At 50.2% G+C, this 26,052-nt stretch carries 26 protein-coding genes; 12 read left to right on the forward strand and 14 right to left on the reverse strand.

The window, feature by feature from the left end:
* Positions 1–337 precede the first annotated feature (337 nt).
* Entirely contained in the window at positions 338–1,525 is a 1,188-nt protein-coding gene (locus tag OHJ21_RS17585; RefSeq protein ID WP_486020700.1) for a multidrug effflux MFS transporter, read from the reverse strand.
* A 581-nt stretch (positions 1,526–2,106) separates the two neighbouring features.
* Here OHJ21_RS17585 and OHJ21_RS17590 point away from each other — a divergent pair.
* Positions 2,107–2,445 (forward strand): VOC family protein, encoded by a 339-nt coding sequence (locus OHJ21_RS17590; protein ID WP_326119334.1) that lies wholly within the window; start codon positions 2,107–2,109, stop codon positions 2,443–2,445.
* Between the two features lie 92 nt (positions 2,446–2,537).
* Here the strand turns inward: OHJ21_RS17590 and OHJ21_RS17595 are convergent, their stop codons facing one another.
* On the reverse strand, positions 2,538–3,074 hold the full coding sequence (locus OHJ21_RS17595) for an SMI1/KNR4 family protein (protein ID WP_486020702.1): 537 nt from the start codon (positions 3,072–3,074) through the stop codon (positions 2,538–2,540).
* A 217-nt stretch (positions 3,075–3,291) separates the two neighbouring features.
* Positions 3,292–4,056 carry an SDR family oxidoreductase gene (locus OHJ21_RS17600; RefSeq protein WP_100538856.1) on the reverse strand — a complete coding sequence of 255 codons (765 nt, stop codon included), beginning with the start codon at positions 4,054–4,056 and terminating at the stop codon, positions 3,292–3,294.
* Positions 4,057–4,302: 246 nt separating this feature from the next.
* Between OHJ21_RS17600 and OHJ21_RS17605 the strand changes: the two genes are divergently transcribed.
* Both OHJ21_RS17605 and gdhA read left to right on the forward strand, forming a co-directional pair.
* Complete coding sequence (locus OHJ21_RS17605; RefSeq protein WP_100538857.1) at positions 4,303–5,139, forward strand: YitT family protein; 837 nt, start codon at positions 4,303–4,305, stop codon at positions 5,137–5,139.
* A gap of 480 nt (positions 5,140–5,619) precedes the next feature.
* Entirely contained in the window at positions 5,620–6,999 is a 1,380-nt protein-coding gene (gdhA, locus tag OHJ21_RS17610; protein WP_486020703.1) for an NADP-specific glutamate dehydrogenase, read from the forward strand.
* A gap of 49 nt (positions 7,000–7,048) precedes the next feature.
* On the opposite strand, the gene OHJ21_RS17615 is transcribed toward gdhA, so the two are convergent.
* Positions 7,049–8,032, reverse strand: a complete 984-nt coding sequence (locus tag OHJ21_RS17615) for a diaminopimelate dehydrogenase (RefSeq protein ID WP_486020704.1) — start codon at positions 8,030–8,032, stop codon at positions 7,049–7,051.
* Between the two features lie 151 nt (positions 8,033–8,183).
* Positions 8,184–9,245: a suppressor of fused domain protein gene (locus tag OHJ21_RS17620; protein WP_326119337.1), complete on the reverse strand. Its 1,062-nt coding sequence runs from the start codon at positions 9,243–9,245 to the stop codon at positions 8,184–8,186.
* Positions 9,246–9,414: 169 nt separating this feature from the next.
* Between OHJ21_RS17620 and OHJ21_RS17625 the strand changes: the two genes are divergently transcribed.
* Positions 9,415–10,146 (forward strand): MORN repeat-containing protein, encoded by a 732-nt coding sequence (locus tag OHJ21_RS17625; protein WP_486020706.1) that lies wholly within the window; start codon positions 9,415–9,417, stop codon positions 10,144–10,146.
* Between the two features lie 154 nt (positions 10,147–10,300).
* Here the strand turns inward: OHJ21_RS17625 and OHJ21_RS17630 are convergent, their stop codons facing one another.
* Positions 10,301–10,381 (reverse strand): YdeI/OmpD-associated family protein, encoded by an 81-nt coding sequence (locus OHJ21_RS17630; protein WP_411829525.1) that lies wholly within the window; start codon positions 10,379–10,381, stop codon positions 10,301–10,303.
* A 29-nt stretch (positions 10,382–10,410) separates the two neighbouring features.
* Positions 10,411–11,172, reverse strand: coding sequence for an SDR family NAD(P)-dependent oxidoreductase (locus OHJ21_RS17635; protein ID WP_100538862.1), 762 nt, complete (start codon positions 11,170–11,172; stop codon positions 10,411–10,413).
* 222 nt (positions 11,173–11,394) lie between these two features.
* Here OHJ21_RS17635 and OHJ21_RS17640 point away from each other — a divergent pair, with 222 nt between their 5' ends.
* On the forward strand, positions 11,395–12,510 hold the full coding sequence (locus OHJ21_RS17640; RefSeq protein ID WP_486020708.1) for a DUF3626 domain-containing protein: 1,116 nt from the start codon (positions 11,395–11,397) through the stop codon (positions 12,508–12,510).
* A gap of 130 nt (positions 12,511–12,640) precedes the next feature.
* Positions 12,641–13,495: an AraC family transcriptional regulator gene (locus tag OHJ21_RS17645; RefSeq protein WP_486020709.1), complete on the forward strand. Its 855-nt coding sequence runs from the start codon at positions 12,641–12,643 to the stop codon at positions 13,493–13,495.
* Between the two features lie 116 nt (positions 13,496–13,611).
* Here the strand turns inward: OHJ21_RS17645 and OHJ21_RS17650 are convergent, their stop codons facing one another.
* Positions 13,612–14,103 (reverse strand): GyrI-like domain-containing protein, encoded by a 492-nt coding sequence (locus OHJ21_RS17650; protein ID WP_394054245.1) that lies wholly within the window; start codon positions 14,101–14,103, stop codon positions 13,612–13,614.
* 94 nt (positions 14,104–14,197) lie between these two features.
* On the opposite strand from OHJ21_RS17650, the gene OHJ21_RS17655 reads away from it, so the two are divergent.
* Positions 14,198–14,890, forward strand: a complete 693-nt coding sequence (locus tag OHJ21_RS17655) for an HTH domain-containing protein (RefSeq protein ID WP_394054244.1) — start codon at positions 14,198–14,200, stop codon at positions 14,888–14,890.
* A gap of 91 nt (positions 14,891–14,981) precedes the next feature.
* On the opposite strand, the gene fabV is transcribed toward OHJ21_RS17655, so the two are convergent.
* Both fabV and OHJ21_RS17665 read right to left on the reverse strand, forming a co-directional pair.
* Positions 14,982–16,172 carry an enoyl-ACP reductase FabV gene (gene fabV, locus OHJ21_RS17660; protein WP_486020711.1) on the reverse strand — a complete coding sequence of 397 codons (1,191 nt, stop codon included), beginning with the start codon at positions 16,170–16,172 and terminating at the stop codon, positions 14,982–14,984.
* Positions 16,173–16,395: 223 nt separating this feature from the next.
* Positions 16,396–17,145 carry an SDR family NAD(P)-dependent oxidoreductase gene (locus tag OHJ21_RS17665; RefSeq protein WP_486020712.1) on the reverse strand — a complete coding sequence of 250 codons (750 nt, stop codon included), beginning with the start codon at positions 17,143–17,145 and terminating at the stop codon, positions 16,396–16,398.
* Positions 17,146–17,288: 143 nt separating this feature from the next.
* Between OHJ21_RS17665 and OHJ21_RS17670 the strand changes: the two genes are divergently transcribed.
* Positions 17,289–18,188 (forward strand): LysR family transcriptional regulator, encoded by a 900-nt coding sequence (locus OHJ21_RS17670; RefSeq protein WP_100538868.1) that lies wholly within the window; start codon positions 17,289–17,291, stop codon positions 18,186–18,188.
* 104 nt (positions 18,189–18,292) lie between these two features.
* On the opposite strand, the gene OHJ21_RS17675 is transcribed toward OHJ21_RS17670, so the two are convergent.
* Entirely contained in the window at positions 18,293–19,057 is a 765-nt protein-coding gene (locus OHJ21_RS17675; RefSeq protein WP_486020715.1) for an exodeoxyribonuclease III, read from the reverse strand.
* 258 nt (positions 19,058–19,315) lie between these two features.
* On the opposite strand from OHJ21_RS17675, the gene OHJ21_RS17680 reads away from it, so the two are divergent.
* Complete coding sequence (locus tag OHJ21_RS17680) at positions 19,316–19,459, forward strand: hypothetical protein (protein ID WP_009595787.1); 144 nt, start codon at positions 19,316–19,318, stop codon at positions 19,457–19,459.
* Between the two features lie 152 nt (positions 19,460–19,611).
* Here OHJ21_RS17680 and OHJ21_RS17685 read toward each other — a convergent pair whose 3' ends face one another.
* Both OHJ21_RS17685 and OHJ21_RS17690 read right to left on the reverse strand, forming a co-directional pair.
* On the reverse strand, positions 19,612–19,986 hold the full coding sequence (locus tag OHJ21_RS17685; RefSeq protein ID WP_100538870.1) for a VOC family protein: 375 nt from the start codon (positions 19,984–19,986) through the stop codon (positions 19,612–19,614).
* Positions 19,987–20,196: 210 nt separating this feature from the next.
* Positions 20,197–21,213: an iron-hydroxamate ABC transporter substrate-binding protein gene (locus OHJ21_RS17690; protein WP_486020717.1), complete on the reverse strand. Its 1,017-nt coding sequence runs from the start codon at positions 21,211–21,213 to the stop codon at positions 20,197–20,199.
* A 151-nt stretch (positions 21,214–21,364) separates the two neighbouring features.
* Between OHJ21_RS17690 and OHJ21_RS17695 the strand changes: the two genes are divergently transcribed.
* Both OHJ21_RS17695 and OHJ21_RS17700 read left to right on the forward strand, forming a co-directional pair.
* A complete protein-coding gene (locus OHJ21_RS17695; RefSeq protein WP_100538872.1) occupies positions 21,365–22,405 on the forward strand; it encodes a FecCD family ABC transporter permease in 1,041 nt (346 codons plus the stop codon).
* A gap of 2 nt (positions 22,406–22,407) precedes the next feature.
* Entirely contained in the window at positions 22,408–23,412 is a 1,005-nt protein-coding gene (locus tag OHJ21_RS17700) for a FecCD family ABC transporter permease (RefSeq protein ID WP_100538873.1), read from the forward strand.
* A gap of 218 nt (positions 23,413–23,630) precedes the next feature.
* Here the strand turns inward: OHJ21_RS17700 and OHJ21_RS17705 are convergent, their stop codons facing one another.
* Entirely contained in the window at positions 23,631–24,680 is a 1,050-nt protein-coding gene (locus tag OHJ21_RS17705; RefSeq protein ID WP_100538874.1) for a 2,3-butanediol dehydrogenase, read from the reverse strand.
* A gap of 326 nt (positions 24,681–25,006) precedes the next feature.
* On the opposite strand from OHJ21_RS17705, the gene OHJ21_RS17710 reads away from it, so the two are divergent.
* The gene (locus OHJ21_RS17710; RefSeq protein WP_100538875.1) at positions 25,007–26,035 is read left to right on the forward strand and encodes a LacI family DNA-binding transcriptional regulator; all 1,029 of its coding nucleotides are present in this window, start codon (positions 25,007–25,009) and stop codon (positions 26,033–26,035) included.
* The last annotated feature ends 17 nt before the right edge of the window (positions 26,036–26,052 follow it).

Here is a 26,052-nt window from a genome sequence, read left to right on the forward strand (position 1 = left end):
TCATATCAACAAGTGTCATTTCGTCACCCACAATGCCAAGACACTTCAAAATGTCATATGACAATGAGGCACTAGGATTGATGACCATAAAAGAATGCTCAACAAGTATCAAGAATTTGGATGAAATGGTCGTTCAAGTGAAAGATGCATTCCTAAAACTGGGGAGAGCTCACAGGTGTTAAAATAAACCATTGGACTCGAATTTTCACACAGTATTTTTGGAACCTCCGAATCGAAAGGGAGACTTAATCCAGTGGAACAAGAAGAAGCTGCCCCTCCTGCTAGAAAGGGGACAGCTTCTTTTCAATCCTATATGAAACTTAAACAAAATGCCGGACTACCTCCGCGCATATCCAGCAAGCTTCTTGCTCACGCAGACCATGACTACCGCAAGACCAAGAAAATACAAGGGCATCACGATTAACGAGCCATTGTGAAGGAGACTCATGCCGCTGGTAATCAGGCTGACGACAACGTAATAACCCAATCCGAAGATCGCTCCTGCCGTTCCGAGCACATCTCCATATTGGTTCAGCGCCAAACTAAGGCAATTCGGAATCGCCATTCCGATGCCGAGCAGAAGAATAAAAATACACGCTACCATGAACACCATGTCTATTATAGTGGTGCTCATTCCGCTTACAGCAAGAACGGTAAGGCAAAGGGCACCCAGCATCGTAATGATCGTGCCGATCACGATAATGCGCTCAGCCTGGAGCCGGGTCAGCAGTTTCTTCGACAGCATCGCACCCAGGATGGATGACATCGCAACAAAGATACCGAAGAAACCAAACCCGCCGGGACTCATCTGAAAAAATTCAATAAAAATAAACGGAGCCTCCGCATAGTAACTGAACAATATGCCGTTGGTGGCTCCAATGAGAAAACCGAATCCCCATATTCTGCGGTCGAAGACCAGGCGCTTGGCCACGGAGAGGGTGTTCATCTTCGAGACAGCCTTGACCCTGGTTTCAGGCAGAGAAGTCCAGGTACACGCCAAAATAGCGGCGCTCATCAAAACCAGCGTCAAGAACACCGCCCTGAAACCAAGAGATTGATCCACCCATCCGCCAATGAGCGGCCCAATAGCGGGCGTAAACGCAAGCGCTGCCGAAATCTGGGCAAACACCGCATGACGCTTGGCTCCATCGATGCTCTCACGCAAAATGGTTTGGGTGACAACCGAGCCGGTGCTGGCACCGAAAGCCTGAATGAATCGGCTCACCAATAACCATTCGGCCGAACCGGATAGGTAACAGCCCAAGCTGCCTATTCCATAAACCAGGATGCCCCACAGCATGGCAGGACGACATCCGATGGAATCCGAGAGCCTTCCCCAGCAAAACACCCCGAAGGCAAAACCCAGGAAGTAAATGCTGAGCGTCAGTTGGATGGCATTGTTGCTTTCTCCCAATTGATGGGCAATGTCCGGTAATGAGGGTGTATATATCGTTTCACTAATTTGCGGGAAACCCACAAGGATAATTAATAACCAGATGGATGGATTTGAGATTTTTCTTTGCACAGCTAACATCCCCCTTATCATTCAAAAATCTCAAGTTGGCTGGCAAAGAAATTACGGAATCGGGGGTTTGCATTTGGTTAGTCTAGTAAATGAAAGCATGAAAGTTCACCTTTTTTTCTGAATAAGGGGGTAAGTCTATTGAGTAGTATAGCAGATTATTTGGCAAAATCGTTCTTAATTCGTCTCCCACAGGGGGCTTTATACTTTGGGCCAGGAGGTTCAAGAATAGGATCACATTAAAAAACAAGGCGCTCTACCTTCATCTTGTATGACAAGACTCAGGAGAGCACCTTTGTTATGTATCAATTCTTCTTGGAGAGCCATTCCACCCACTTGATTATGATAATCATTATCAATTAATGTGATGTTATTATACCAGATGCTCCGCACATCTGTGATGATAATCCGTTGCGGAAGCTTTTTTTCGATCATATAAAAACAAAGCCTTATCTAAAACATTCGACTTACCTGACGGGTTTTGCCGCCCATTCCTGCCCTAAACCTGCATAAGATCTCCTCTTGCTTCAATGTGCTACGCTTGAATGAAGAATCACATTCCATAGGAAGGAAGTGTTTACGATATGATAATGAACCATCTTAATCTCACCGTAACCGATGTAACCGCCGCCAAGGAATTTTTGCAAACCTATTTCGGACTCAAAATCGGAGGCGAGCGTGGTCAGTCATTTGCAGCGCTGTTTGACGATCAAGGGATGGTGCTGACCTTAATGCGGGGTACCGAGGTTAACTATCCCAAGACGTTTCATATTGGCTTTATTCAGGAAAGCGAAGCGAAAGTAAATGAGATTCATCAGCGCCTAAGCGTTGACGGCTTCGATGTCACAGAGCCCCGGAGAGCCCACGGATGGACCTTCTACGTTAAAGCTCCGGGCGGTTTTACTGTTGAAGTACTGGCTTAATCATCGTTATCGTTACATGGAACAGCGCCATTCCTCTTCCGCTAAACGCAAAAGCCCACGCATGGCGCGTGGGCTCTTCTGTTATGTCAGGCTTAATAAAGCTCCCATGTCTCCGTACATAACGCAAGAAAAGAATCGGCAACCCGCTCGCAGTCCTCATAGCCCAAGCTGCCGGAATGCGCGAACAGAATCGGATATTCACCGTTTACCGGCTCTTCCCTCATATCGAACATATAATGATTTCCTCTTCCATCCATGGCAAACGATACCGCATTCGGCATATACTCCGGCAGCTCATAAGCCAGGTTCATCTCCCTCAGATCCTCCGTGTTAAAGAACTGGAAATAACGTTCTCCCTGTTGAAATTCCCCGCCGTTGGAGTACTTCATTAAATCCACGTAGCTTGCAGGGAGATCCCTCTGAGGCAGCTTCCAGCCTGCAGGATCGAGCGGCGTATATTGATCGTAAAAGGTCGACGATTTGTGAAAAGGATTCATTTGTCTTCCCTTGATATCCTCCAATTCTTGCGCAGAAAGCTCCGTATTCCACTCCTTAACAAAACGTGCCATTTGTTCACCGGTCGCACCGGAACGTTTGTCATACTGATGCTCAAAATCGATATTCCACATCTTGGCCTTCCTCCATCCTGGTACTTCCTGCCTTGGAACTTCTCCAACATTATAAAAGAAAAATTGGAAAAAAGGGATCGTACCATCGATGTAAGGAATTCCTTAGGTCCTTCGATCTATGACTTGTACTAAACAACAAAGACCGTGCACAAGCGCACGTCTTTGAAGATATCGAAGCAGCCATGCGTGAACCGGACCGCCTCGATAAAAGTAGTCATTACAGATGGGATCCTCCACTGGCATCGATGCATTGACCGGTGATCCAGCGGCTGTCCGGAGAAGCCAGAAATGCTGCAATATCAGCGATATCCCCAGGCTCACCCCATCTGCCGAAGATCGAATAGCCTGCTCCGAACTGGAAAGAGGCTGGGTCCTGAAGCATGGCGGCATTCATGTCGGTAGCAACGAAGCCGGGCTGTATCGCATTGATCGTGATCCCACGTGAACCCAGTTGGCTCGACAGGGAGAGGGTCAGCGAATTGATGGCCCCCTTCGTCATTGTATACGCTGGAATATTGGGCAAGGAGATTCGGGTTACCGCAGAAGATAGATTGATAATGCGCCCATCGTCTCGAAGGCGCGGGAGAGCCTGCTGAATCATGAAGAATGGCGACTTCACGTTCATTCGCATCACTTCATCAAAGCTTCCCTCCGTGGTCTCCTCGATGGTTTCCACTAAACCGATCCCTGCGTTGTTGACCAGAATATCCAAATATGTGTCACCGGTTCGTGCTCTCAACATCTCATCCAGCGACCCGTACAGGGCACTTATTCCATCCGAGGAGGCCAGATCCGCCCCTACCAAGAAAGCTGCTCCTCCGGCCTGTGTTATCTCGCTGACGACCTCTTCCGCGGCCTCATGGTTCTTGCCATAGTGAACGGCTACCAACGCTCCTTCCTTCGCCAATCGTATCGCGATGGCACGTCCAATGCCTCGGCTGGAGCCCGTAACCAAGGCAACCTTCCCATTCAATGTATTCATGGTCTCATCATCTCCTCCTCTTCTTCTTTCACTTTTAGTTTTATCACAGGCCCCATTTCGAAATATTGCGCTCCTATTCGACTACTCACAGTGAATTAAAAATCATTTACATTCCATGTAATGATTATTATAATGAGAATATCAAAAGAGCTGCGCAACCTGTGTTTGCATAAAGCGATTAAAGGATGATTTTTTCCTTTAGTCGCTTTTTTTGTGAGCTTGTTGAAAGTCATGGAGGTATATCGTATGAAAAAAAGAGCGTTTGATATGATCATGCTGCTCATCGGGGCATTTATTTTTGCGCTGGCCGTCAATTTATTCGTCATTCCCAACGATTTTGGCGAAGGCGGCGTTACCGGGATATCCATCATTCTGTATTATGTGCTGAAATGGTCCCCGGCGTTGGTCGGCATCGTGATTAACGGGATTTTGCTAATTGTCGGCTACAAGCTTCTCGATAAAAAAACGACGGTCTATACCATTATCGTTGTTGCCTTTCACTCTCTGTTCCTTCATTTGACGGAGAACTGGCGCATCGCTTCGGATGAGCCGGTGATTAATGCCATATTTGCCGGACTGTTTGCCGGCGTCGGGATTGGACTCATCGTCCGGGTGGGCGGGACAACGGCAGGTACGGTGATATTGGCCCGCCTGGCGAATAAATATTGGGATTGGAATATCAGTTATGCCCTGCTGTTCTTTGACCTGATCGTGGCGGGACTGTCCGTTTTTGTGATCGGGATCGAGAAGGTGATGTTCACCGTGGTCATCCTCTATATCGGTACCAAGGCGATGGAGTTCATTATTGAAGGCTTGAATCCGAAAAAGGCCGTTACCATCATCTCGACTCATCATGACCGCATTGCGATTCGGGTTACGGAGATTATGGACCGCGGGGTGACCGTGCTCCGGGGTTATGGATACTACACCGGCCAGACCAAAGATGTTCTTTACATCGTCATCAGTAAACAGGAAGTCTCCATGCTCAAGAAAATCGTCCGGGCCGAGGACAAAAATGCGTTTGTCACGATCCATGACGTACGCGACGTGTTTGGCGAAGGATTTATTGATATTTCGAAATAAGACCGGACTTATCCTTAGTATGAAAAAAAGATCGAAACAGCCTTCGGGCAGGTTTCGATCTTTTTTCAGCATCCCTGCCGATAACTTTTTCACGCCTTTAGAACCTGTAATAATATTCCAATTTTTCCATGACCTCAGACGCTAAATATGCCGAAAAGGTTGAAGCCAAAGTTCCTTTTATTTGTATTTTTCCATGACAAATTCGGATTATTTTTTGCATTTTCGCTACACGAAACACAGGGTTATAGCTTATTAACTTACACCAAATGACAACTTTATAGAAATATTTAATGAGTTCGCAAAAAACATTTTATTGGTAATACGAGGCAAGATTCTATACAATTCTTTTTAACTTAAAAATGCTGAGTGCAAACTTTTAATGTTTTAGTACAAATTGTCCGAGACAGGCTTTCTTTTCAGCAAAACCGACGATTTATCACGCAATTCTACTTTAACGATTTGAAGGAGTGCATCGCAAAAGTGACTACGAATATTTCTGTTTCTTCACCCCTTACTGCCGCGAAAGATTATGTGGAATCCATCTATAACCAAGTGGTGGCCCGAGATCCGCACGAGCAAGAATTTCATCAAGCCGTCCGGGAATTTGTAGATTCCCTCGTCCCTGTTTTAGCCCAGCATCCGAAATATCGGGAACATGGTATTCTGGAGCGCCTTGTCGAGCCTGAACGAATGATCACCTTCCGTATACCATGGGTGGATGATCAAGGCAAAACCCAAGTAAACCGCGGGTTCCGCGTCCAGTTTAACAGCGCACTGGGTCCATACAAAGGCGGGATCCGGTTCCATCCTTCGGTTTATGCCGGCATCGTCAAATTCCTCGGCTTTGAACAAATCTTCAAAAATGCGCTCACGGGCCAGCCCATCGGCGGCGGCAAGGGCGGTTCGGATTTCGATCCGAAAGGCAAATCCGATCAGGAAGTCATGCGTTTTACCCAGAGCTTTATGACCGAGCTGTACCGCCATATCGGACCTGATTCCGATGTGCCTGCCGGCGATATCGGCGTTGGCGCTCGCGAGATCGGTTATATGTTCGGCCAATACAAGCGGATCCGCGGAGGACATGAGGCTGGCGTGCTGACAGGCAAAGGCGTCATCTATGGCGGAAGCTTGGCACGTACGGAAGCAACCGGCTACGGCTGCGTTTACTTCGTACAGGAGATGCTGGCTTCGCAAGGCCTTAGCTTCAAAGACAGCCGCGTTGTTGTGTCCGGCTCGGGCAACGTCTCCATCTACGCGATTGAAAAAGCACAGCAGCTCGGTGCACACGTCATCGCCTGCAGTGATTCCAACGGATATCTGTATGATCCGGACGGAATTAACCTCGAAACCGTCAAGCTGCTGAAGGAACGGGATCGCCTGCGGATCAGCGAATACGTTAAGATTCACCCGCATGCCGAATATACCGAAGGCTGCACGGGCATCTGGAATATTCCATGCGATATCGCACTGCCTTGTGCCACGCAGAATGAGCTGGATGAAGAAGCAGCGAAAACACTCATCTTGAATGGTGTAAAAGCCATCGGTGAGGGAGCCAATATGCCTTCCACGCTGGAAGCGATTGAGCAGTTCATCAGCAGCGGCGTGCTGTTCGGACCGGCTAAAGCTGCCAATGCGGGCGGGGTTGCCGTATCCGCGCTGGAGATGAGCCAGAACAGCATGAGAATGTCATGGACCTTTGAAGAGGTGGATGCAAAGCTGCATCAGATTATGAAAAACATCTACTGCAGTGCCGTGGATGCTGCGGAAGAATATGGCGTAGCCGGCAATCTTGTGGCTGGTGCCAACATCGCAGGTTTTATTAAAGTAGCTGATGCCATGATCGCACAAGGTATCGTATAAATAAGAAAAAAAGAAGCCCTGCCGCATATGCGGCAGGGCTTCTTACAGCTTATAGAAGCTCGCTGCGGAGCTCTTCAGCCGATTTTGGAGATAAGTATCCCAATGGGATATCAAACACCGTCTTGGCGCCTTGCTGTCCCTCTCTGCTCAAACGATGGGCAGCTCTTGCATAAGATACCAGCACACTAGCCGTAAATTCCGGGTTGCTGTCGAGCTTCAGGCCAAATTCAACAATTTGTTTATTTCCGCTTCCGGTTACGCCGCTGCGAATGACAAATCCGCCGTGAGGCATACCTGCATGTTCAGCCTCAAGCTCTTCTTGCGTAATGAAAGTTACGGTTGTATCGTAATCGGAAAAATAGTTAGGCATCGACACAATCGTTTGACGGATTTGCTCTTGGTCCGCGCCTTCTTCCGCTACAACGAAGCAATCTCTCCGGTGCTTCTCGCGTGTGGCAAGCTCCGGTGTTTCACCAGAACGGATTTGGTTGATAACCTCTTCTACTGGAACCGTGTATTGAACGCCTGCCTTCACCCCGGGAACACGACGGATGGCATCCGAGTGGCCCTGGCTCACGCCTTTGCCCCAGAAGGTATAATCCTTTCCTTCAGGCAAAATTGCTTCGGCAAGCAGACGATTCATGGAGAACAAGCCCGGATCCCAACCTGTCGAAATGACACTGACATGGCCTCCGCCCAACGCCGCTTTGTTGACTTCCTCGAAAAACTCAGGGATTTTCGCGTGTGTGTCAAAGCTGTCTACTGTATTGAACATGCTGGCAAGCTGTGGCGTTTGCTCAGGCAAATCCGTAGCCGAACCGCCGCACAGAATCATAACGTCAATCTTACCGATATATTGCTCTGCCGCTGATATATGCTCGAAGCGAGCACCGGAATTGGCTGGCATTTGCTGCGGGTCTCTGCGCGTGAAGATGGCTACCAGCTCCAGATCCGGATTTTGCCCGATTGCTTTCTGTACGCCTTTGCCCAAATTTCCATAACCTACGATCCCTACTTTAATAGATGCTTTCAATGTAATCCTCCCTTTGTCAGAACCATTTCCTGTGGCATGATGTTTATGTACCGCTTTAAAGTATAAGTATATAGACATCACTCAAATTGTAAACTATTTTATATGGACAGGAAATTCTTTCTATTTGTTTTTGTTCCATTTTTATACCTGTCTATCCGATAACTTGAACAACATTTCCTTCTTGATCCTTGATTTCCGTCTTCAGAACTTCAATCCGGATTCCTTGCAGGCCCGAAAGCTCGAAGGTGCTGACCTTTGGCAGCAATCGACTTGAAAATTCACCCGCGGTCCGATCGTCCAAAACCAGGGTAACATCTCCATCCTCCGCAGTCCAGCGACTCTCCTCCCCCGGCTCAAATACGACCCGAACGTCCGAACCGACAAGGCTCAGTTTCTTATCCTTCAGAATTCGGCCCTGCAGCAGCTTCCCGATAATTTCGGCCTGCTTGGCGCCTATTTGTAATGTAGCCGGGGTTTTACTTAACCACCCCTTCTTCCCCGGTTCAAAAGCCAGCTGGCTCACGTAGAGAAATCCGGTGTTCGAGCCCTCTTGTTTTGTCCCTCGGTCAACGGCTTCCGAAATCGAAGGTACCTTCAGCAGCGATTCCCGATCCAGATCCGTTATGTATTGTGGCATATACTCCGCACAAGCTTGTAATACGCCCAGCGTATTCCATGTCTGCATCGCCTCGAGTTCTTCACGTGTGATGCCAACCATCTGCAGGAATTCGACCCGACCATTCGGTGTATCCATCTCCGGCAGCTCGGGATCCAGGGTAAAGGAGAGTGCGGTCAATTGCGTATCGGCACCCAGGCAGATCGGCCCATTGGCATCCAAATAATCCCCCGAGCGAAAAACATTCCCGCTGTTAAACACGTATCTCCCCATGTTCTGAAGCAGATTTAGCGCCCACGCCGGCGGATCTTCCTCATCCTCCTGCTTAGCCAGCCTGAACGTCAATTCGAATCCGTAACCGCTCTCCTCCAGATTGTCCGATTCCTTGTCATACAGCTCGCTAAAACCATAAGTGACCATATGCCAATGCGGACTCGGGGCATTCGACGTATAAGCGCTGATTCCATTCAGCGGATCGGGTCCTCCCAGAGCATAGGGAATTAGAGCCCCGTAATGTTTCGGCTCCTGCTCCCCGTACAGCTTCAGCAGTTGCTCGTCAATCGCGTCCCAGCCTGTGGCGTTTTCTTCATGTGTCATATCCTGTTCCCTCCGTTATCATTTGCATTCAAAAATAAAACCGTATCCGTGTAGGCCGTGCCCAAATCACCATTCTCTTCCGCTTCATTATATAGGACATAGAGAGGAATGTTGAAGTAACCCGCGAAGTGTATAATAGAACCATATCAACAAAGGAGCCTACATGTTCATGAAAAAAATAACGGCATTATCAGTAACCTTAACACTTTCAGCTTCGCTTATGGCCTCTTCTTTTGCCTCGCTGCCGGTTTCCGTCGATGCGGCCTCCGCCAAGGAATGGATACAGATCTCCGAGCGGACGTCCTATTACGGTGAAACGGCTAACGGCCAGCCCAATGGACGCGGCACGATCAAGTGGGGAAATGGCAAGCAATATTCCGGCGATTTCGTTAACGGGAAGCGCACCGGAAACGGTAAATACATCAACGAATACCAAGTCGACGGCGAAGCACATAAGGTGGTATACACCGGCCGCTGGAACAACGACAAAATGGATGGCGAAGGCACCCTGACGCATAAGGTAACATTGCCCGACGGGTCCGTCCGGTGGAATCAGATCCAGAAAGGGACATTCCAGGCAGGCGTCTTCCACAGCGGATACGATGTCATTCATGCCGTCGCGGATCCCGACTACAGCTTTACCTACAAGAAAGGCAAGGAACTGCTCGTGGTTATGGGCACCAATCAAAACATGAAAAAAAACTGGGCCAACGGAACAATGTTCAGCGCTCAATACAAGAACGGTTCCGTCAACCATAATTATTCGATCTTCCCGGCCAATTCGGCGACTGAACAGCGTCAAAACGACGCCGCGCTCCGATATTTCAAGAACATTCAAGCCAAGGTTGCTCCACATCTGCAGCAATTCGAAGCATTGTCCAAGCAAGTTCCGTTAAAATGACCCAGCCCATACCATCGTCAAAGAACCCGGTAACTTGCCTATAGCAAGACCGGGTTCTTTTTTTGTCAGCTAATTGATCCTTTACATAAAAAAAGAGGCCGCTTTTTAAGCGCCCCGTGTTACCCTGCTCTTTTTTCCATTATCCAGACCATCTCTACTGTGAGCGTCCCTCGTTCAGCATCGTGATTGTTTTATTGATTCGCCGCTGACGGGTTTCCATCGTCTTGGCCTCGATCGACGGATTGTATCTCTACGAACACAGCCTTATTGTGCCGTCCAGCCGCCATCCACAAGCAGCAAAGTGCCTGTCACGAGATCGGATGCCGGGGAGGCGAGATAAATAACGGCTCCAGCCACATCGCCAATGGTGCCGATCCGCCCTGCCGGGATCCGTGCCAGTACGCCGTCGCGGAAATCGGGGGAGTCCAATCGCTCGGCTGTTCCCGGCGTATGGATGAACGTAGGACCGACGGCATTGATGTTCACGCCACGGCTGGACCACTCCAGCGCCAGCACCTTCGTCAGCTGATTCACGCCGCCTTTGGAGGCACAGTAGGCAGCCCCTTCCGTAATCCCAACGACACTCACCTGGGAGCTGACGTTAATGATTTTTCCGCCCCCCTGTTCCAGCATGATGCGGCCGGCGGCCTGACAGCAGAAAAATACGCCCTTCAAATTCACGTCCATCATCTCATCCCAGTAATCCTCCGTGATGTCTTCCGCGAGCATTCCCTCTCCCAGACCCGCGTTATTGACCACGATATCGAGCCGGCCGAAATCCTCGGCTACCTGACCGAACACGGTTCGGATCTGCTCCACATTCCGGACGTCCAGCTCATAGGCCTTGGCCTGACCTCCTGCCTGTGAGATTTTCTCAACCAATGGACCCAGCAAGTCTTTGCTTCGTGCCATGACGGCAACCTTGGCCCCTGCCGCTGCCAGCGCTTGGGCTAGTCCATAACCGATGCCTTTGCTGGCCCCTGTCACGATTGCGATTTTATCCTGAATGCTGAAATTAGGCTGCATATATAATACCTCCATCCCTCATATACGTTTATGTTAGTTTCATTAAAGCATGATGGCTGGTCAGCGGCAATCATTGCGAGTTCTCCCCTCCCAGTAAATCCATCCAATTAAGGCCTAAAGTACGTTAATTTGCGGCAGCCATAGAGGAATTCTACTCGTGGGCTAGAAATGATGAGGATTATAGCGATCGTTGTCTAGTATGGAGAGTATGGAGGAAATCCAATGATGAACGAACGGTTATCTAAAGCGCAGCAACAAGCGATTCTTCATGTCGAATCCACAGCGGCGTGCCAACGAATGACCGCCTTGGACATGACGGAGCAAATCTTGCGGAAACATGGAAAAGATTCCGTGGCGGTCGGCTCGCTGTTAACCAGTATCGGAAAGTCTGCCCGCGTCACGTTGAATTTCCATCCGGATCGGATACGGCCCACCGGGCACGCTGTCATCGAATCCCTCTTGGCAGAAGGCATATATCATAACCAGTTCATCACGAGCGTGACGAATGGAAGCAAAACCGCCTACCCGGGCGGCGACCGCGACCAATGGGAACGGCTCCTGTTTGGCGGTGCCTACCAGCAGCCCGGCGTACAAAATGACGAGCGGCCCAAATACGGGGCACTCAATCTCATGCATTATGCCGATGGTGCGTCGCCCCGATTCGGTTCCTGTTTTTTGGTGCTTTCCCCTAATATATTGAACCGCTGCACCTTTACATTCGGAGACAGTCATGCAGGTCCTGAATTTGTGGGCACCATCCGTCAATGGGATTCGATCCTCGCTGCACTCTTGCATCAAGTCGAGTCCACTGGCGCGGCCCTGGGCTTCCCGAATGTGGACATTCCATCCATGCTGGAACGCATTCTTCATCTGCCTTTTTCGCATACCGGTTTCTCCGGGCCTCTCGGTCGTTCCTTGGATGATTATATTGAAGCGCAGATCCATGGTGTCATCGACTTGTCCAGCGATGTGGAGGCCCTGGTGGCCGATCCGTCCTATAGGGACACCCCGATCGGGCATTTGCTCCATGCGTTATGTGAACGGTATAACCTCACCTTGTCCTGGCATCCAGGCTTCTGCCTTGCCGTACAGGATGTTCCGGATGATTTTCGGGGACCTGCCATGCCGCCGCTCGCCAAGCGGATCGATCAACGGTTTGGAGGCTCACTGGGCAAACTGGATGCAGCCATTATCGGTAAAGCGGCTGCTCAACTGCACCATGATCCGATCGAGTGGAGCGACTGGGGAGCATTGGATGAAACCTTCCAGCATCTCAAACAGCTGTGGCATGTGCTCGTAAAGTATGGACATTCCTATCCGTATACACCAAACCGCTAAGCTGTATTTTTTGCCTAATTGGAATGATGGTCTGGCTAAAAATAACCGGGCTAGCGATATCCGTGCAGCAACGGCTAGGCCTTTTGGATGCAGCTTCTTATATATTGATCTTAGAAAGGATGATGACCGGATGGATTGGGTAAAGCGGATGAATGAGGCCATTGGCTATATAGAAGCGCACATAACCGAGGAGATCGATTACGCTGAAGCTGCTCAGATCGCTTGCTGCTCCGTCTATCATTTTCAGCGCATGTTTCCGTTCATTACGGATGTTTCGCTGTCCGAATACATACGAAGACGCCGGCTGACACTGGCCGCCTACGAGCTGCAAAACAGCGAAATCAAAGTAATCGACCTTGCGCTTAAATATGGTTATGATTCCCCGGAGGCGTTCGCGCGTGCATTCCAGAACATGCATGGCACCACGCCGACGGCCGCACGCCAGGCGGGTACCAAACTGAAAGCCTATCCCCGCATCTCCTTTCAATTCTCAATGCGAGGAGCTGCCGAAATGAATTACAGAATCGAAGAAATGAAGGAGTTCTCCGTTATCGGTTTCAAGGAGCAGGTAAGCACGCAGTGTGCCTATGAAGACGTTCCCCGCCTCTGGAAGGAGGCCCAGGAGAAGGGCATTTTCGAGAGGCTATGGAACTATCGTGTGCAGGACCATCCGATCCGGGGAATACTGGGTGTTTGTGCAGACGGTGACTATGGGAAGAATGAGCATTTTGACTACATCATGTCCGTCGTATCCAAGGATACGCCTCAGGAACCGATGGTGCAGCGACATTTCCCTGCCGCCACTTGGGCCGTCTTCGAGTTGGAAGGAGATCCGAGCGGCATTGCGGAGATGTGGAAACGTCTCTATACGGAGTGGATACCATCCCATGCTTATGATCTCGCGCCGCTTCCTGCCATCGAATGCTATCTTCCTCCGGACGAGTATAAGAACGAATTGTGGATTCCTGTGATTAGAAAGGCATAGTACATTTCCGCTGAAACGATGATTTTTTTCGCTCACCGCTACAAAGACCATGAACATGAGCTTCATATCGACACCGCGCGGTGAGCACCCCCTATCCATTTTCTTTCAAAATGTTCTCAAACCTGAACGGGAATCATGATGATAAATTCGGGGTCATCCGCATAAGGATCCTGACTCATCGGATATTTTTCGAAATGCGTTAAATGATCCGGGTTATATTCCGAGTAACCTTGTTCTTTAATCCAGGCATAGATATTGTTATAGGACTGATCGATGCTCTGCTCTTTCCGATGAGTACAAGCGGCATAGGTTAGAGCAGGAACGGATATCGTAACCATCCCGTCCGGAACTGCGTCGATCCGTTCCACTTCCACAACCGCGTAATGGATAAATCCGTCACCGCCGGGAACAGCATGGTAAGATAGCCCCAGCAACGTGTCGGTATGTAAGGCATGGGGTATCTCCGCCAGCCGCTCTTGCAGGGTCCGATGCACCGCACGTATCCCGCCTGCACCCGCCTCGGCAAATGTGCCTTCCCATTTCAATCCCATCGCCTGAAAAGCTTCCTTACTCGTAACCGCTGCTTCGTTTCGTTGATCGGTTGTCATTAGTAAATGCTCCTTTATCATATATTTGGTTTCATTATATACTTGAACTATGCCAGAAACTGTCACAGTATAAAAAAATCATAGGAGCGAAATCATGCCCAAAACCGAACGGATCCTTAAGGTCATGCAGCGGGTGTATGAACGGCAAAACTTCACCGTCGGCGAGTTAGCCGAAGAATTCTCGGTTTCGTACCGTACGATGCTCCGCTATCTTCATGAGCTGTCTCGTCTAGGTGTTCCTTTGTATGCCAATGAGGGAAAAAACGGCGGGTACTCCATTCTGACATCGCGGCAAAAGAGAGAACGGTCCGCGCAGACGAATGAATCCATTCAGCGGATCATCAAACCGCAGACCCTGATCGTCGGCCTGGAGATGAAGCTTCCTTTTACGGCCTACTATATGTCCCAAGCCCTCAAGCCAAAGCTCTGGCAGGAACTCCAGGATCGCATGGAGGAAATTCCTTATATTCGCAAGAAAACGTCGAATCCCTTATATATTGCAGCTGTTTTGAACCGGCAGCAGATCTACCACTATGTAGCCGGAATCGAGGTGATGACGATCGGTGATACGCCGGAGCGGATGGTGGGTTTAACCTTGCCGACACAGGAATATGCCATGTACACCCATGAAGGACATTCCGATCGGGAGGATACCGACCAGTCTCATGCCTATGTTATCCAGCAGTTGAAGCAACGGGGTCTTACGCCAAACCCGGCGCTCTACAGCCTGGAACTGAGAACCTCGGTACATGCCGCTAAAGCCCAAATCTACATCCCTTTATCTTGAATGAATCAGGGACTTGCCAATACGGATGCGTATATTCAAGATGATATAAAAAAAGCGAGCCCCGGTCATGTCCGGGACTCGCTTTTGCTCGTTAAATGGCTTTCGGATTATCGACCACAGGATTAACATCCGCATCATAATCCACGCCGTCGGTTTCAAAGCCGAACAACTGGAAGAACTCGCGGCGGTAACCGGCAAGGTCCGTCAGTTCTTCAATATTTTCGCTCGTAACCTTGCTCCACAATTCGGCCACCTCAGCTTGCACGTCATCACGAAGTTCCCAATCGTCGATACGGATGCGCCCCTTCTCATCCACCTGCGTTTCTTGCCCTTTATAGAGACGATCGGAGAATAGACGATAGATCTGCTCGATGCAGCCCTCGTGCAGCCCCTTCTCCTTCATGACTTTGTACAGCGCCGATACGTACAGCGGAACGACCGGGATCGCCGAGCTGGATTGGGTCACTAACGCTTTGCTGACCGTCACATAAGCGCGTCCGCCTCCGGCAGCAAGCTTCTCGTTCAATTTCAGCGCGGTTGCCTCCAGATGATCCTTGGCTTGTCCAATGGATCCATCCCGGTAGATGGCTTTGGTAATCTCGGAGCCGATGTAAGAGAACGCAATCGTGGTCACATCAGGAGCCAAGACGCCGCCTTCCGCCAGCTCATTCATCCATAATTCCCAATCGTCGCCGCCCATCACTTCTACGGTGTTCTTCACTTCCTCTTCCGTGGCCGGCTCAATCGTTACCTCTGTCACTTCACCCGTATGGAAATTTACCGTCTTGTTGGTATAGGCCGGTCCGATCGGCTTCAATACGGAGCTGACCGTCTCGCCCGTGTCAGGCAGCGTACGGCGCGCAGAAGCAACACTGTACACTACGAGATCAACCTGGCCCAGCTCTTTGCGGATAAGCTCAACCGTCTTGGCTTTGGTCTCTTGCGTGAAAGCATCTCCCGTCACGCTGAACGATTTTAAGCCTGCAGCCTCCGCTGCCTTCTCGAATGCGACCGAATTATACCAGCCTGCCGAAGCGGTCCGCTTCTCGGTTGCCTGGCTGGGACGATACACACCTACAGTATTTGCTCTGGAGCCGAATGCGGCAGCAATTCTGGCCGACAAGCCGTACCCGGTGGAAGCGCCGATAACCAGCACATTGCGCGGCCCCTCGATGCCAGGCTGTTGTAACACATAATCAATCTGCTCCTGCACCTGGGCTTCGCAGCCTACAGGATGGGACGTTGTGCAAATAAATCCGCGTGTTCTAGGTTTAATGATCATATTTATATACCTCTCTTCCAGTACTCGTCGTCTGACACCATATGTATGGTCTTTTAAATTTCCTTTCTATTTTACCTGTTTTTTGTGGAGAGAGGAAATCTTTTGACAGGAAAACCAAGAAAACCTCCCTTCGGAGATATGGAGGCTTAAGCCTGCATTCCTTCCAAAGAGAGGTTCTGTATGTTTAATGCTCTATATACGTTGCCATTAAATGCCTAACGGATTATTTGAATGAAGCATAGCCTTGGTCAGCCATGACCACGCTGCCTGTAATCGCAGCAGCTTCATCCAGAGACACGAGATACACGGTATCCGCTACAACTTTAGGCTGTGTTAATTCTCCGCCCATGACTTTGGCTTTCATGGAATCCAGCATTCCTGAATCCTTATAGCCCTGGATAATCGGTGTATCCACTGCTCCGGGAGCAACGGCAACGACACGAATGCCATATGGCGCCAGTTCAAGCGCAGCCGATTTGCTCATCATGATGACGGCGCCTTTTGTAGCGTGGTAAGCAAATGTGCCAGGTGAAGCCAGGAATCCGAATACGGATGCTGTATTGATGATAACGCCTTTAATACCAAGCTCTTTCATCTTTCTGCCTGCCGCAATAATACCGTAAGCAATCCCGTGCTGATTCACGTTAATGGTGCGATGGTAGAGATCCATATTTTGCTCGAGAACCGGTCCAGCCCCGCCAATACCCGCATTGTTGTGCATGACATCGATGCGGCCGTACAGCTCAACCGCTTTATCCACAAGCGCCTCGACGCTTTCTTGTTTGGAAACATCGACTTGAACGAAAGTGGCTTCGCCGCCTTCTTTTTTGATCATGTCCACCGTCTCTTGACCGGCAGCCTCATTATAATCGGCAACGACGACACGATCGCCTTTTCTTGCAAATTTAAGGGAGACCTGACGACCGATTCCGCTCGCTCCGCCGGTAATTACCGCTACACGTTGTTCTGACATTATCAATGACCTCCTAGGGTAAAATAGCGTTATTATTTGAACATTGTGTGTCCATGTCCTTGTGTTCATTGTAACGCTGCGTTATATTTAAGTAAATTTAAACCTAATTAATATTACTTAACTATAGATTAAGGATGAGTCATATGAATCTTGAACAACTGGAATATATCGTGGAGACTGCCAAAACAGGATCGTTAACCAAAGCAGCCCAGAATTGCAACGTTACCCTTTCCGCCGTCAGCCAAGCGGTGTCCAGTCTGGAAGCCGAGTTCGGTTTCTCCTTGTTCACCCGATCACGGCTTGGTGCCGTCCCCACAGCCGAGGGCCAGCGAATCCTCCAGAAAGCCTATGCCATTTTGGAACAATTTCAGGAGCTGAAATCAGAGGCCGAAGGATATTCCAATCTGCTGAGCGGATCTTTGCGAATTGCTACCGTTCCGGTACCCTTAACGCTATCCATCGATGCCATTATTCAGTTCAAAAAGGACTTTCCCCAAATCAAACTCGAAATCACGGAAAAAGCAACGCTTGATATTATTGAGGATATCAAACAAAATCATGCGGATATCGGTTTGATTTTTGTCGATGATTCCATCATTCATCAACACCGCGGCCTCCATTTCGGCAAGCTGCTGGAGAGCAAATTCGTGGTCGGAGTCAGCCGTCAATCTCCACTCGCCATGCGGCAATCGATCACGCCGGAAGAACTGCGTAAATACCCCTTGGTTCTCTACAAGGATGACAGTCTGTTCAAACTAATGGATGAATTCGAGGAGCAGTACGGGAAAATGGAGCTGCTCTTCTCAACCAACCAGACGAGGGTCATACAGAAGGTCGTCGAAGAGAATGTAGCGGTCACGGTGGGGGTCGATTTGTCCTTCTCCAGCTTCACCCCCATACCTTCGGGAAACATCGTAACACTGGAGCTGGAGATGCCCCCTGGCCACGCTGCTTCCTCATTCGGGTGGGTACAGCCCGGAACCCACCATCTGTCGAAGCCGGCCTCGATCTTTCTGGACAAGCTGAAACATCAGATTGGGTGAGGTGAACGAAAGCTTTTGCTTTCAATATAAAAGCCAACCGGCGTAGGCGAGGCTGTTATTCAGTCCCCTGCTCTCCGGTTGGCTTTTTTCTAAAAAAGTCAGTCTTAACGTAATGTCTCGCTGAGCGTCAAACTCACCGGGCAATGATCGCTTCCCATCACATGGCAGTCGATCTCGGCATCCTTCAGCTTCTCGGTTAAACGGGCAGACGCCAGAAAATAATCGATGCGCCAGCCGATATTCCGCTCCCTTACCTTGGCCATATACGACCACCAGCTGTATACGTCCGTACGGTCCGGGTAGAAGTGACGGAAGGAATCGATAAAGCCCGCTGCCAGCAGATCGGTCATTTTGCCGCGCTCTTCCAGGGTGAAGCCGGAATTGCCATGATTAGACTTGGCATTTTTCAGGTCGATCTCCTGATGCGCCACATTCAAGTCGCCGCATACGATCACGGGTTTACGTTCGTCAAGCTGAAGCAAGTAAGCACGGAACCGTTCCTCCCACTCCAGCCGGTAATCCAGCCTGCTCAGGTCACGCTTCGCATTCGGCGTATATACGTTCACAAGATAGAAGTCCTCAAACTCCAGCGTGATCACTCTGCCCTCCGGCTCGCTGTCCTCCTCCAAACCATAGCGTACGGACAGTGGTGCGACTTTCGTAAATATCGCCGTTCCCGAATATCCCTTCTTCTCTGCATAATTCCAATATTGTTGATACTCCGGCCCCAAATCAAGCTCAATTTGCCCGGCTTGCAGCTTCGTCTCCTGCACGCAAAATATATCGGCATCCGCCTGTTGAAAATAATCCATAAAGCCCTTCGTTACACAGGCTCGCAATCCGTTGACGTTCCATGACACTAACTTCATTTACGCAACCTCCGTGATATCCATATCGTATTCGTATTAGCGTGTTGAATCTATGAATCTTCTAAATTCTATTATGGTATCATGTCACGGCTAATACGAACAAGCAGTTTCGGGCGCGTTCATCATTACTTCATGAACAGAAAGAAGAGGCTTGCGTGCATAATCCCGCGCCAAAACAGGAACAACATAAACGTTCGCAAAGTACGATCATTCGTACGTTGGCAATCGATGAGAACCCCACATAAGGAGGAATACAGCATGACAGGCAGAAACAGCAAACCTAAGAACGACGGTCCTTCCAGCAGCCCTGAACGTTTGGACCAATACGGTGACAAGCTTGCTTCCGAGAATGAGGAAGAGTTTACTTCGGCGGCCGAGGAGCACTGTCGGGATCAGGAATAGCGGATTACGCCGATGCGCATTCCATAAACAATCAAACAGCAAAACACCCATCCTTGCTAAGCGACGGGTGTTTTTGCTATTACGATATCCTGCTCTTTTTACTAAGAGTGACACCATGTCTTGTCGTTCCTGTACCGCTGTCCTTGGTTTTGCTATGCCGTCACGCCGTACCGGTTGCCGTCCGGGTCCATCAGCGAGAAGCCTTGGAATCCATCAAAATCCTCAATATCGCCCACATCCGCTCCCTTGGCTTTCAACAGCCGATGCATCCCGCCAACATCCGTGGTGTGGATATTGAAGTACTGTCCTACACCATAGTTGTTGTTAGGAAAAACCGGCTGCTTAACCTCATCGGAGCGCACCAGACAGAAGCTCACTTTCTCATCGTTCATTCGCATGACAATAGCATCGGGTTCATCCCTGTGAATGATTTCGAGGCCCAGCATCTCGGTATACCATGCCGTTGAACGCTTCAAATCACTCACCGGTACAAAGATACCCACACCATACAATGGGGGTTTGGTCAATCTCTCCATCCTCCTCCCTATCTTAGCGTATATTCTGGCATAGCAGTCAACTACCTCGCTAATTAGTTCTCTGGGTGCTGATGTTTTCCTGCTCAAAATCCCATGTGTTATATCCAGAATCAGCAAAGCGCAGGTTAAAGTATCCAAAGCAAAACAGCCGCCTCCCCGATCAACACTGGGAAGACAGCTGCACGTTCAATCTCATAACGTTTATTTCACCAAACTCTCCAGCACGTCATCAATGATCTGGCTGTTGGCAATCGTACCGGTATACAGCCAGCTTGTATCTTTTCCATATTCATAGATGTTGCCGTTCTTAACGGCCGGAATATTCGCCCAGAGCGGATCCTGGAGCACTTCGGCCCCTTGACCGTCGCTGTTAATAAAGAACAGATGATCCGCGTCGAGCTCCGCCAATTTTTCTAGGGAAATGGAGGACCAGTTGCCCGTAGCCGATGCCGAAATTTCCTTCACCACACTCGGAACCGTGAGACCCAAGTCACCGTACATAACGGCTCCGCTGGACAACGTCTCGCTAACGACGAACAATTTACCGCCGACAAGCCAAATCGCTGCAGCAGATTCACCGCCGATCGATTGCTGGATTTGCTCCTTGGCATCTTTGGCCTTCTGCTCGTATTGATCGAGCGCCGCTTGCGCTTCCTCCTCCATGCCAAAGATTTCTCCCACTTTCTTCAGCTCTTCGCGCCAATCGTTATTGACCTCATTGCCGATGACGTAGGTTGGAGCAATCTTCTCGTATTGACTGTACTTGTTGCCTTCGACCATGGAAGCCGAGTCCATAATCAATAGATCCGGCTGGAAGCTCGCTACCGCTTCAAAGGGAAGATCATGCTCAATCGTAGGCACATCCTTCAATGAGTCCTGCAGATAATCCTGGACGCTTCCGCCCTTGACCGACCACTGCGCAATCGGAGTAATACCCAATGCCACCAGGTTATCCTCCAAGTAAGAAGCAATCACTCGTTTCGGCTCCGCCGGAATTTTTACCTCATGGCCCATAGCGTCTGTCAACGTGCGTTCTGTCTTGGCTTCTGTGCTTCCTTCGTCCGGCTTGGCTTCGGTGCCGTTGTTCTGGTCACTTGGCGCTTGGGCCTCCGTTGGCTCGTTCCCGGCTGCTTCCTTGCTATTTCCACAAGCTGCAAGCAGCGTGAAAGCTGCCAGCAGTCCTGCGATAATCCATATTTTTTTCTTGAAAAGACTCATCTTTCGTTTCCCCCTATGTATATTTTTTTGGCGCAATCACTAGCATTCTACGCATGAAGTGATATAATAACACTAATCATGATAATGAAATTCATTCTCATTTACAATACGTTATTTTAATATTTTTATCAACATAAAGGTTTAGGTGAACATGCAGGCAAATCATCCCAATCACAAAACAAACGCAAAATCCATTTACCGCCCCAAAACAGCGGCGGCCGTCATTCTCCTGGGGCTTGGTCTACTGGCCGCCGCGATGGCATCCTCGATTATCTATGGCGCTTCGAACATTAAATTGTCCACCATATGGGAGGCGTTTGTCCGCTTCGATGCCCATTCCACCCAGCACCAGATTATCCAGAGACTGCGCATGCCGAGGGCCTTGGCGGCTGCACTGATCGGCGGTTCCCTGGCGGTTTCGGGAGCCATCATGCAAGGCATGACAAGAAACGCGCTTGCTTCCCCTTCCATTATGGGAGTCACCGCAGGTGCCACTTTCATGATGTCGATCGGGTTTGCTTTTATGGAGTCGCCGTCCATCACCACGCTCATGCTGTTATCTTTTGCAGGTGCGGGCCTTGGGGCGGGACTCGTGCTTCTCATCGGCTCGTTATCCAAGCGGGGACTGACGCCTGTCAAGCTGGCGCTGGCCGGATCAGCCGTTACCGCACTGCTGAGCTCGATATCCTCGGCCATTGCCATCCGTTTTAACGTAGCCAAGGATATCAGCTTCTGGTATGCCGGAGGCGTGTCGGGTGTGCAATGGATGAACGTGAAACTTCTGATCCCCGTCGCCATCGTCGGGCTGCTGATTGCGCTGGCGCTCAGCAGATCCATTACCGTCATGAGCCTGGGCGAGGAAGTCGCTACCGGCCTTGGCCAAAAAACAGGAACCGTGAAGTTCCTGGGCACGCTCGTTGTACTGCTACTGACAGGCGCAGCGGTGGCTGTAGGCGGAACGATCGGATTCGTGGGGCTCGTCATCCCGCATATCGTTCGCTTCATCGTAGGTCCCGACTATCGGCTGATCATCCCTTGCTCCGCTGTCATGGGAGCACTTCTGCTGGTGTTTGCCGATGTGGGGGCGCGGATGATCAACCCTCCGTTCGAAACGCCTGTCGGCGCAATTACGGCCATGATCGGCGTTCCTTTCTTCCTCTATCTTGCACGTCGGGAAGGGAGGGGGCTGTAACGATGAATACAACGCGAAAAATCATGTCCGTGTCGATGATCCTGCTGCTGGCCATATTCGCCGTATTTCTGGTCAGCCTGAATATGGGAACGATGAAAATCCCGCTGGCTGAGGTCATTAAAGCATTCAACGGGACAGGATCTGAGCAAAATTATACCGTACTGATGCACTTTCGTTTACCACGCATGGTCATTGCCATCCTGATCGGAGCGGGAATCGCCGTCTCCGGCGCTATTCTGCAGAGTGTTTCGCGGAACGCGCTGGCAGACCCGGGCATCCTAGGCATTAATTCCGGAGCAGGACTGGCCGTCGTGCTGTATATCTTTTATTTCCAAGGCAGCTCCTTCAGCTCCGGCATATGGTCCGTCTATATCATGCCTTTTGCCGCCCTAGTCGGTGCATTTCTTGCCGCCTTTCTCATATATTCAATAGCCTGGAAGCAAGGCGTAACACCGATCCGGCTGGTGCTTGTGGGGATTGGCATCAACGCGGCCTTCGGGGCGCTGATTATCGTGTTCCAGCTGATGATGGACCCCAACAATTTCATGCAGGCCACCATCTGGCTGTCCGGAAGCATCTGGGGGGCAAGCTGGGAATATGTCGCTGCGATCCTTCCGTGGATCCTTCTGCTGATTCCCTGGGCGGTATATAAATCGCAACATTTGAATGTGCTCAACCTGGGGGACCACACGGCTGCCGGGCTTGGGGTCACGGTGGAGCGCGAGCGTAGAACGCTGCTGTTCATCTCTGTTGCCCTGGCTGGCGCCTGCGTGGCCGTTGGCGGCGGCATCGCGTTCCTGGGGCTGGTTGCTCCGCATCTGGCTCGTAAGCTGGTGGGCCCCCGTCATCAGGGAATGCTGCCTGTCTCTGCGCTTCTTGGCTCTCTGGTGCTGCTTGTGGCCGATATGATTGGCAAGAACCTGATGGCCCCTTCCGAAATCCCGGTTGGATTGGTCGTTTCCTGTCTTGGAGCGCCCTACTTTATATATTTGCTGATCAAAGATTAAGTTGAACGGTTTTCAGAAAAAAAGACGGCGATCGCCTCCGGTCATGCAGGAGGAAATCGCCGTTCTTTTGTGTCATGGCTAAAGCTTGATTGCGCACAAGAGCGAGTGCTATGCACTGCTCTGGTTCAGCTCGAAGGCAACCTTTTTATTCCGCGAAACAAAAAGACCGCATCCGCGGTCTTTCATAAGTTATGCAACTGCGAAGCGCAGCTGCGATATTAGTGAGCGCTCACCAGGATCTTCACCTGGTTCTTCTCTTTGAGCAAGGCCTCAAAGCCTCGGTCAATAACCTCATCCAGTTTGATCCGCTGGGTGACCAGCTTATCCGCCGGGAAGAATCCTTTTTCCATCAGGCTGATGACAGCCGGGAATACATCGCGATAACCGATGATACCGGTAATATTACGTTCCTTCATCACGATGTCATTGGGCACGATGGGAGCGGAGGTTTCGAAAATGCTGACAATCATAATCTGACCGCCGATCTTCGTAGAATTGATCGCTTGATTCAGTACGGGCGGAACACCCGTCACTTCAAATGCGACATCTACCCCGCTGCCGGTCCGGCGATGAAGTTCCTCAACTACATCGTAGGCCTTCGGATCAATGACGATGGCACCCAATTCCTCGGCCTTTTGTTTACGCTCGGCAGACAGCTCCACGGCGTAAATCTCGGACGCCCCTGCTGCCTTCAATGCTTCGATGACAAGCAGACCGATCGGTCCCGCACCGAATACGACCGCCCGATCTCCTGCCTTAAGCTGGCTTTGGCGTACGGCATACAAAGCGACCGCCGAAGGCTCTACCAAAGCTCCTTGTTCATACGAGACGCTGTCCGGAATTTTATGCACCATATGCTCATCCGCAGCTACATATTCGGAGAATCCGCCGCCACCGCCGGCAAGGCCAAGAAAGCCCATTTCGTCGCACAGATTGTACTTACCTTGTCTGCAAGCCGCGCATTTTCCGCACGCAAATACAGGCTCAACAACCACGCGGTCACCAGCCTTGAATTTCGTAACGCCTTCGCCAACCTCTACCACCTGGCCGGAAAATTCATGGCCCATAACCACCGGAGCCTGTTCTCCGGTAAGGGTGTGAGGCGTATTCACAGGTATAAATATAGGTCCGGCCACGTATTCGTGGAGATCACTGCCACAAATCCCGCACCATTCAACCTTGATTTTCACTTTTCCATTCGTTGCTTGAGGCTCCGCAATCGTCTCCAAACGCAGATCCTTTACTCCATGCCAGCGCAATGCTTGCATTGTCTTCATCTCCTTATGGGTTCGAAAAAATAAAAACAAAACAGGAAACGTTTCCGAAATCAAATATGTCACAGTTTTGACAATCTGTCAAACACGATCGACTAAAATGTATGAAAAGTCATGGACAATCGACAATCAGAGTTCATCGGCTTTTCCAGGGAGCTGCAGCTACTTACACGCCAACGTCCCTCGCACCTCTTTTCTTCGTCGAGGTGTTCCATGATTTAAAGGTATTCTTAATGTTATAATATAGATATTGCTTCATTAAGATCTCAAATAAGAACAAGAACAGGAAACGTTTCCGATATAGAGAGGACCTTTTGAATATGGTGAATCCCAAAAAAGTGACGATTGAAGATGTCGCCAAACAAGCGGGCGTTGGCATTGCAACCGTGTCCCGAGCCATCAACGACACCAAGGGGATCAGTCCGAAAACGAAAGCACGGATCATGCAGGTGATCGAAGAAATCGGATTTAGTCCGGATACATCGGCTCAAAGCCTGAAGGTTCGGCAGACGAATCAAATCGCCTTGGCCGTGCCTGACATCCGAAATGCGATCATCCCGGAAATCGCCTGGTCGGTCGAACAGACCGCCAAACAGCACGGCTATCGGGTCGTTCAGATCAATACGGCCGGGAATGCCCGAAACGAGCTGGAAATCGTCAGAGATATCAAAAAACTGCACGTGGACGGCCTGATAATCATGCCGCTGGCTTATCCCAAAACACTGGGCGACCTGATTAACAAATCAAGCCTCCCCGTCTCGATTATTAATTACGGGAAACAGCTGGGAGATGAGTATAAAGCCGATATCGTCGGCCTGGCACGCCAGGAGGGCAGGCTTGTCATGGAGCATCTTCTGAAAATCGGTCGGAACCGCATTGCCTACGCGGGTGCGCCCAAAGATAAAATCGAAGAGCGGTATTGGGCATATGAGCAATCGCTGACGCAAGTCGATCCGTCTCTTGTCTATTTCGGGGAGGATTTCTCGTTTGAGACGGGGGTTCGCGCGGCGGACTATTTTTATGGCCTGAAGCATATGCCGGATGCCATCTATGCGGTTAACGATATGGTTGCCATCGGCATCGTCAACCGTTTTAAGGAACTAAAGGTGCGGGTTCCCGACGATGTGGCGGTCGTCGGCATCGATAACAATGCATGGACCACCGTCACGACGCCGCAGATCAGTTCGGTGTCCATCATGGGCGATGAAGTGGCCCGGCTTGCGACGGAATTGCTGCTGAAGCGGCTTCGCGAGCAAAAGACCGGGCAATACGAGCGCGTGCAATTCGAGCCGCGGCTCATCGTCAGGGAATCGAGCGTATCCGTGATCCGAAACGCAACAACCGACTAAGCGTGATTCGGACCCAT

It is taken from the genome of Virgibacillus sp. LDC1, assembly GCF_025792345.1.
GTDB classification, from domain to species: Bacteria; Bacillota; Bacilli; order Paenibacillales; family Paenibacillaceae; genus Paenibacillus_AQ; species Paenibacillus_AQ lautus.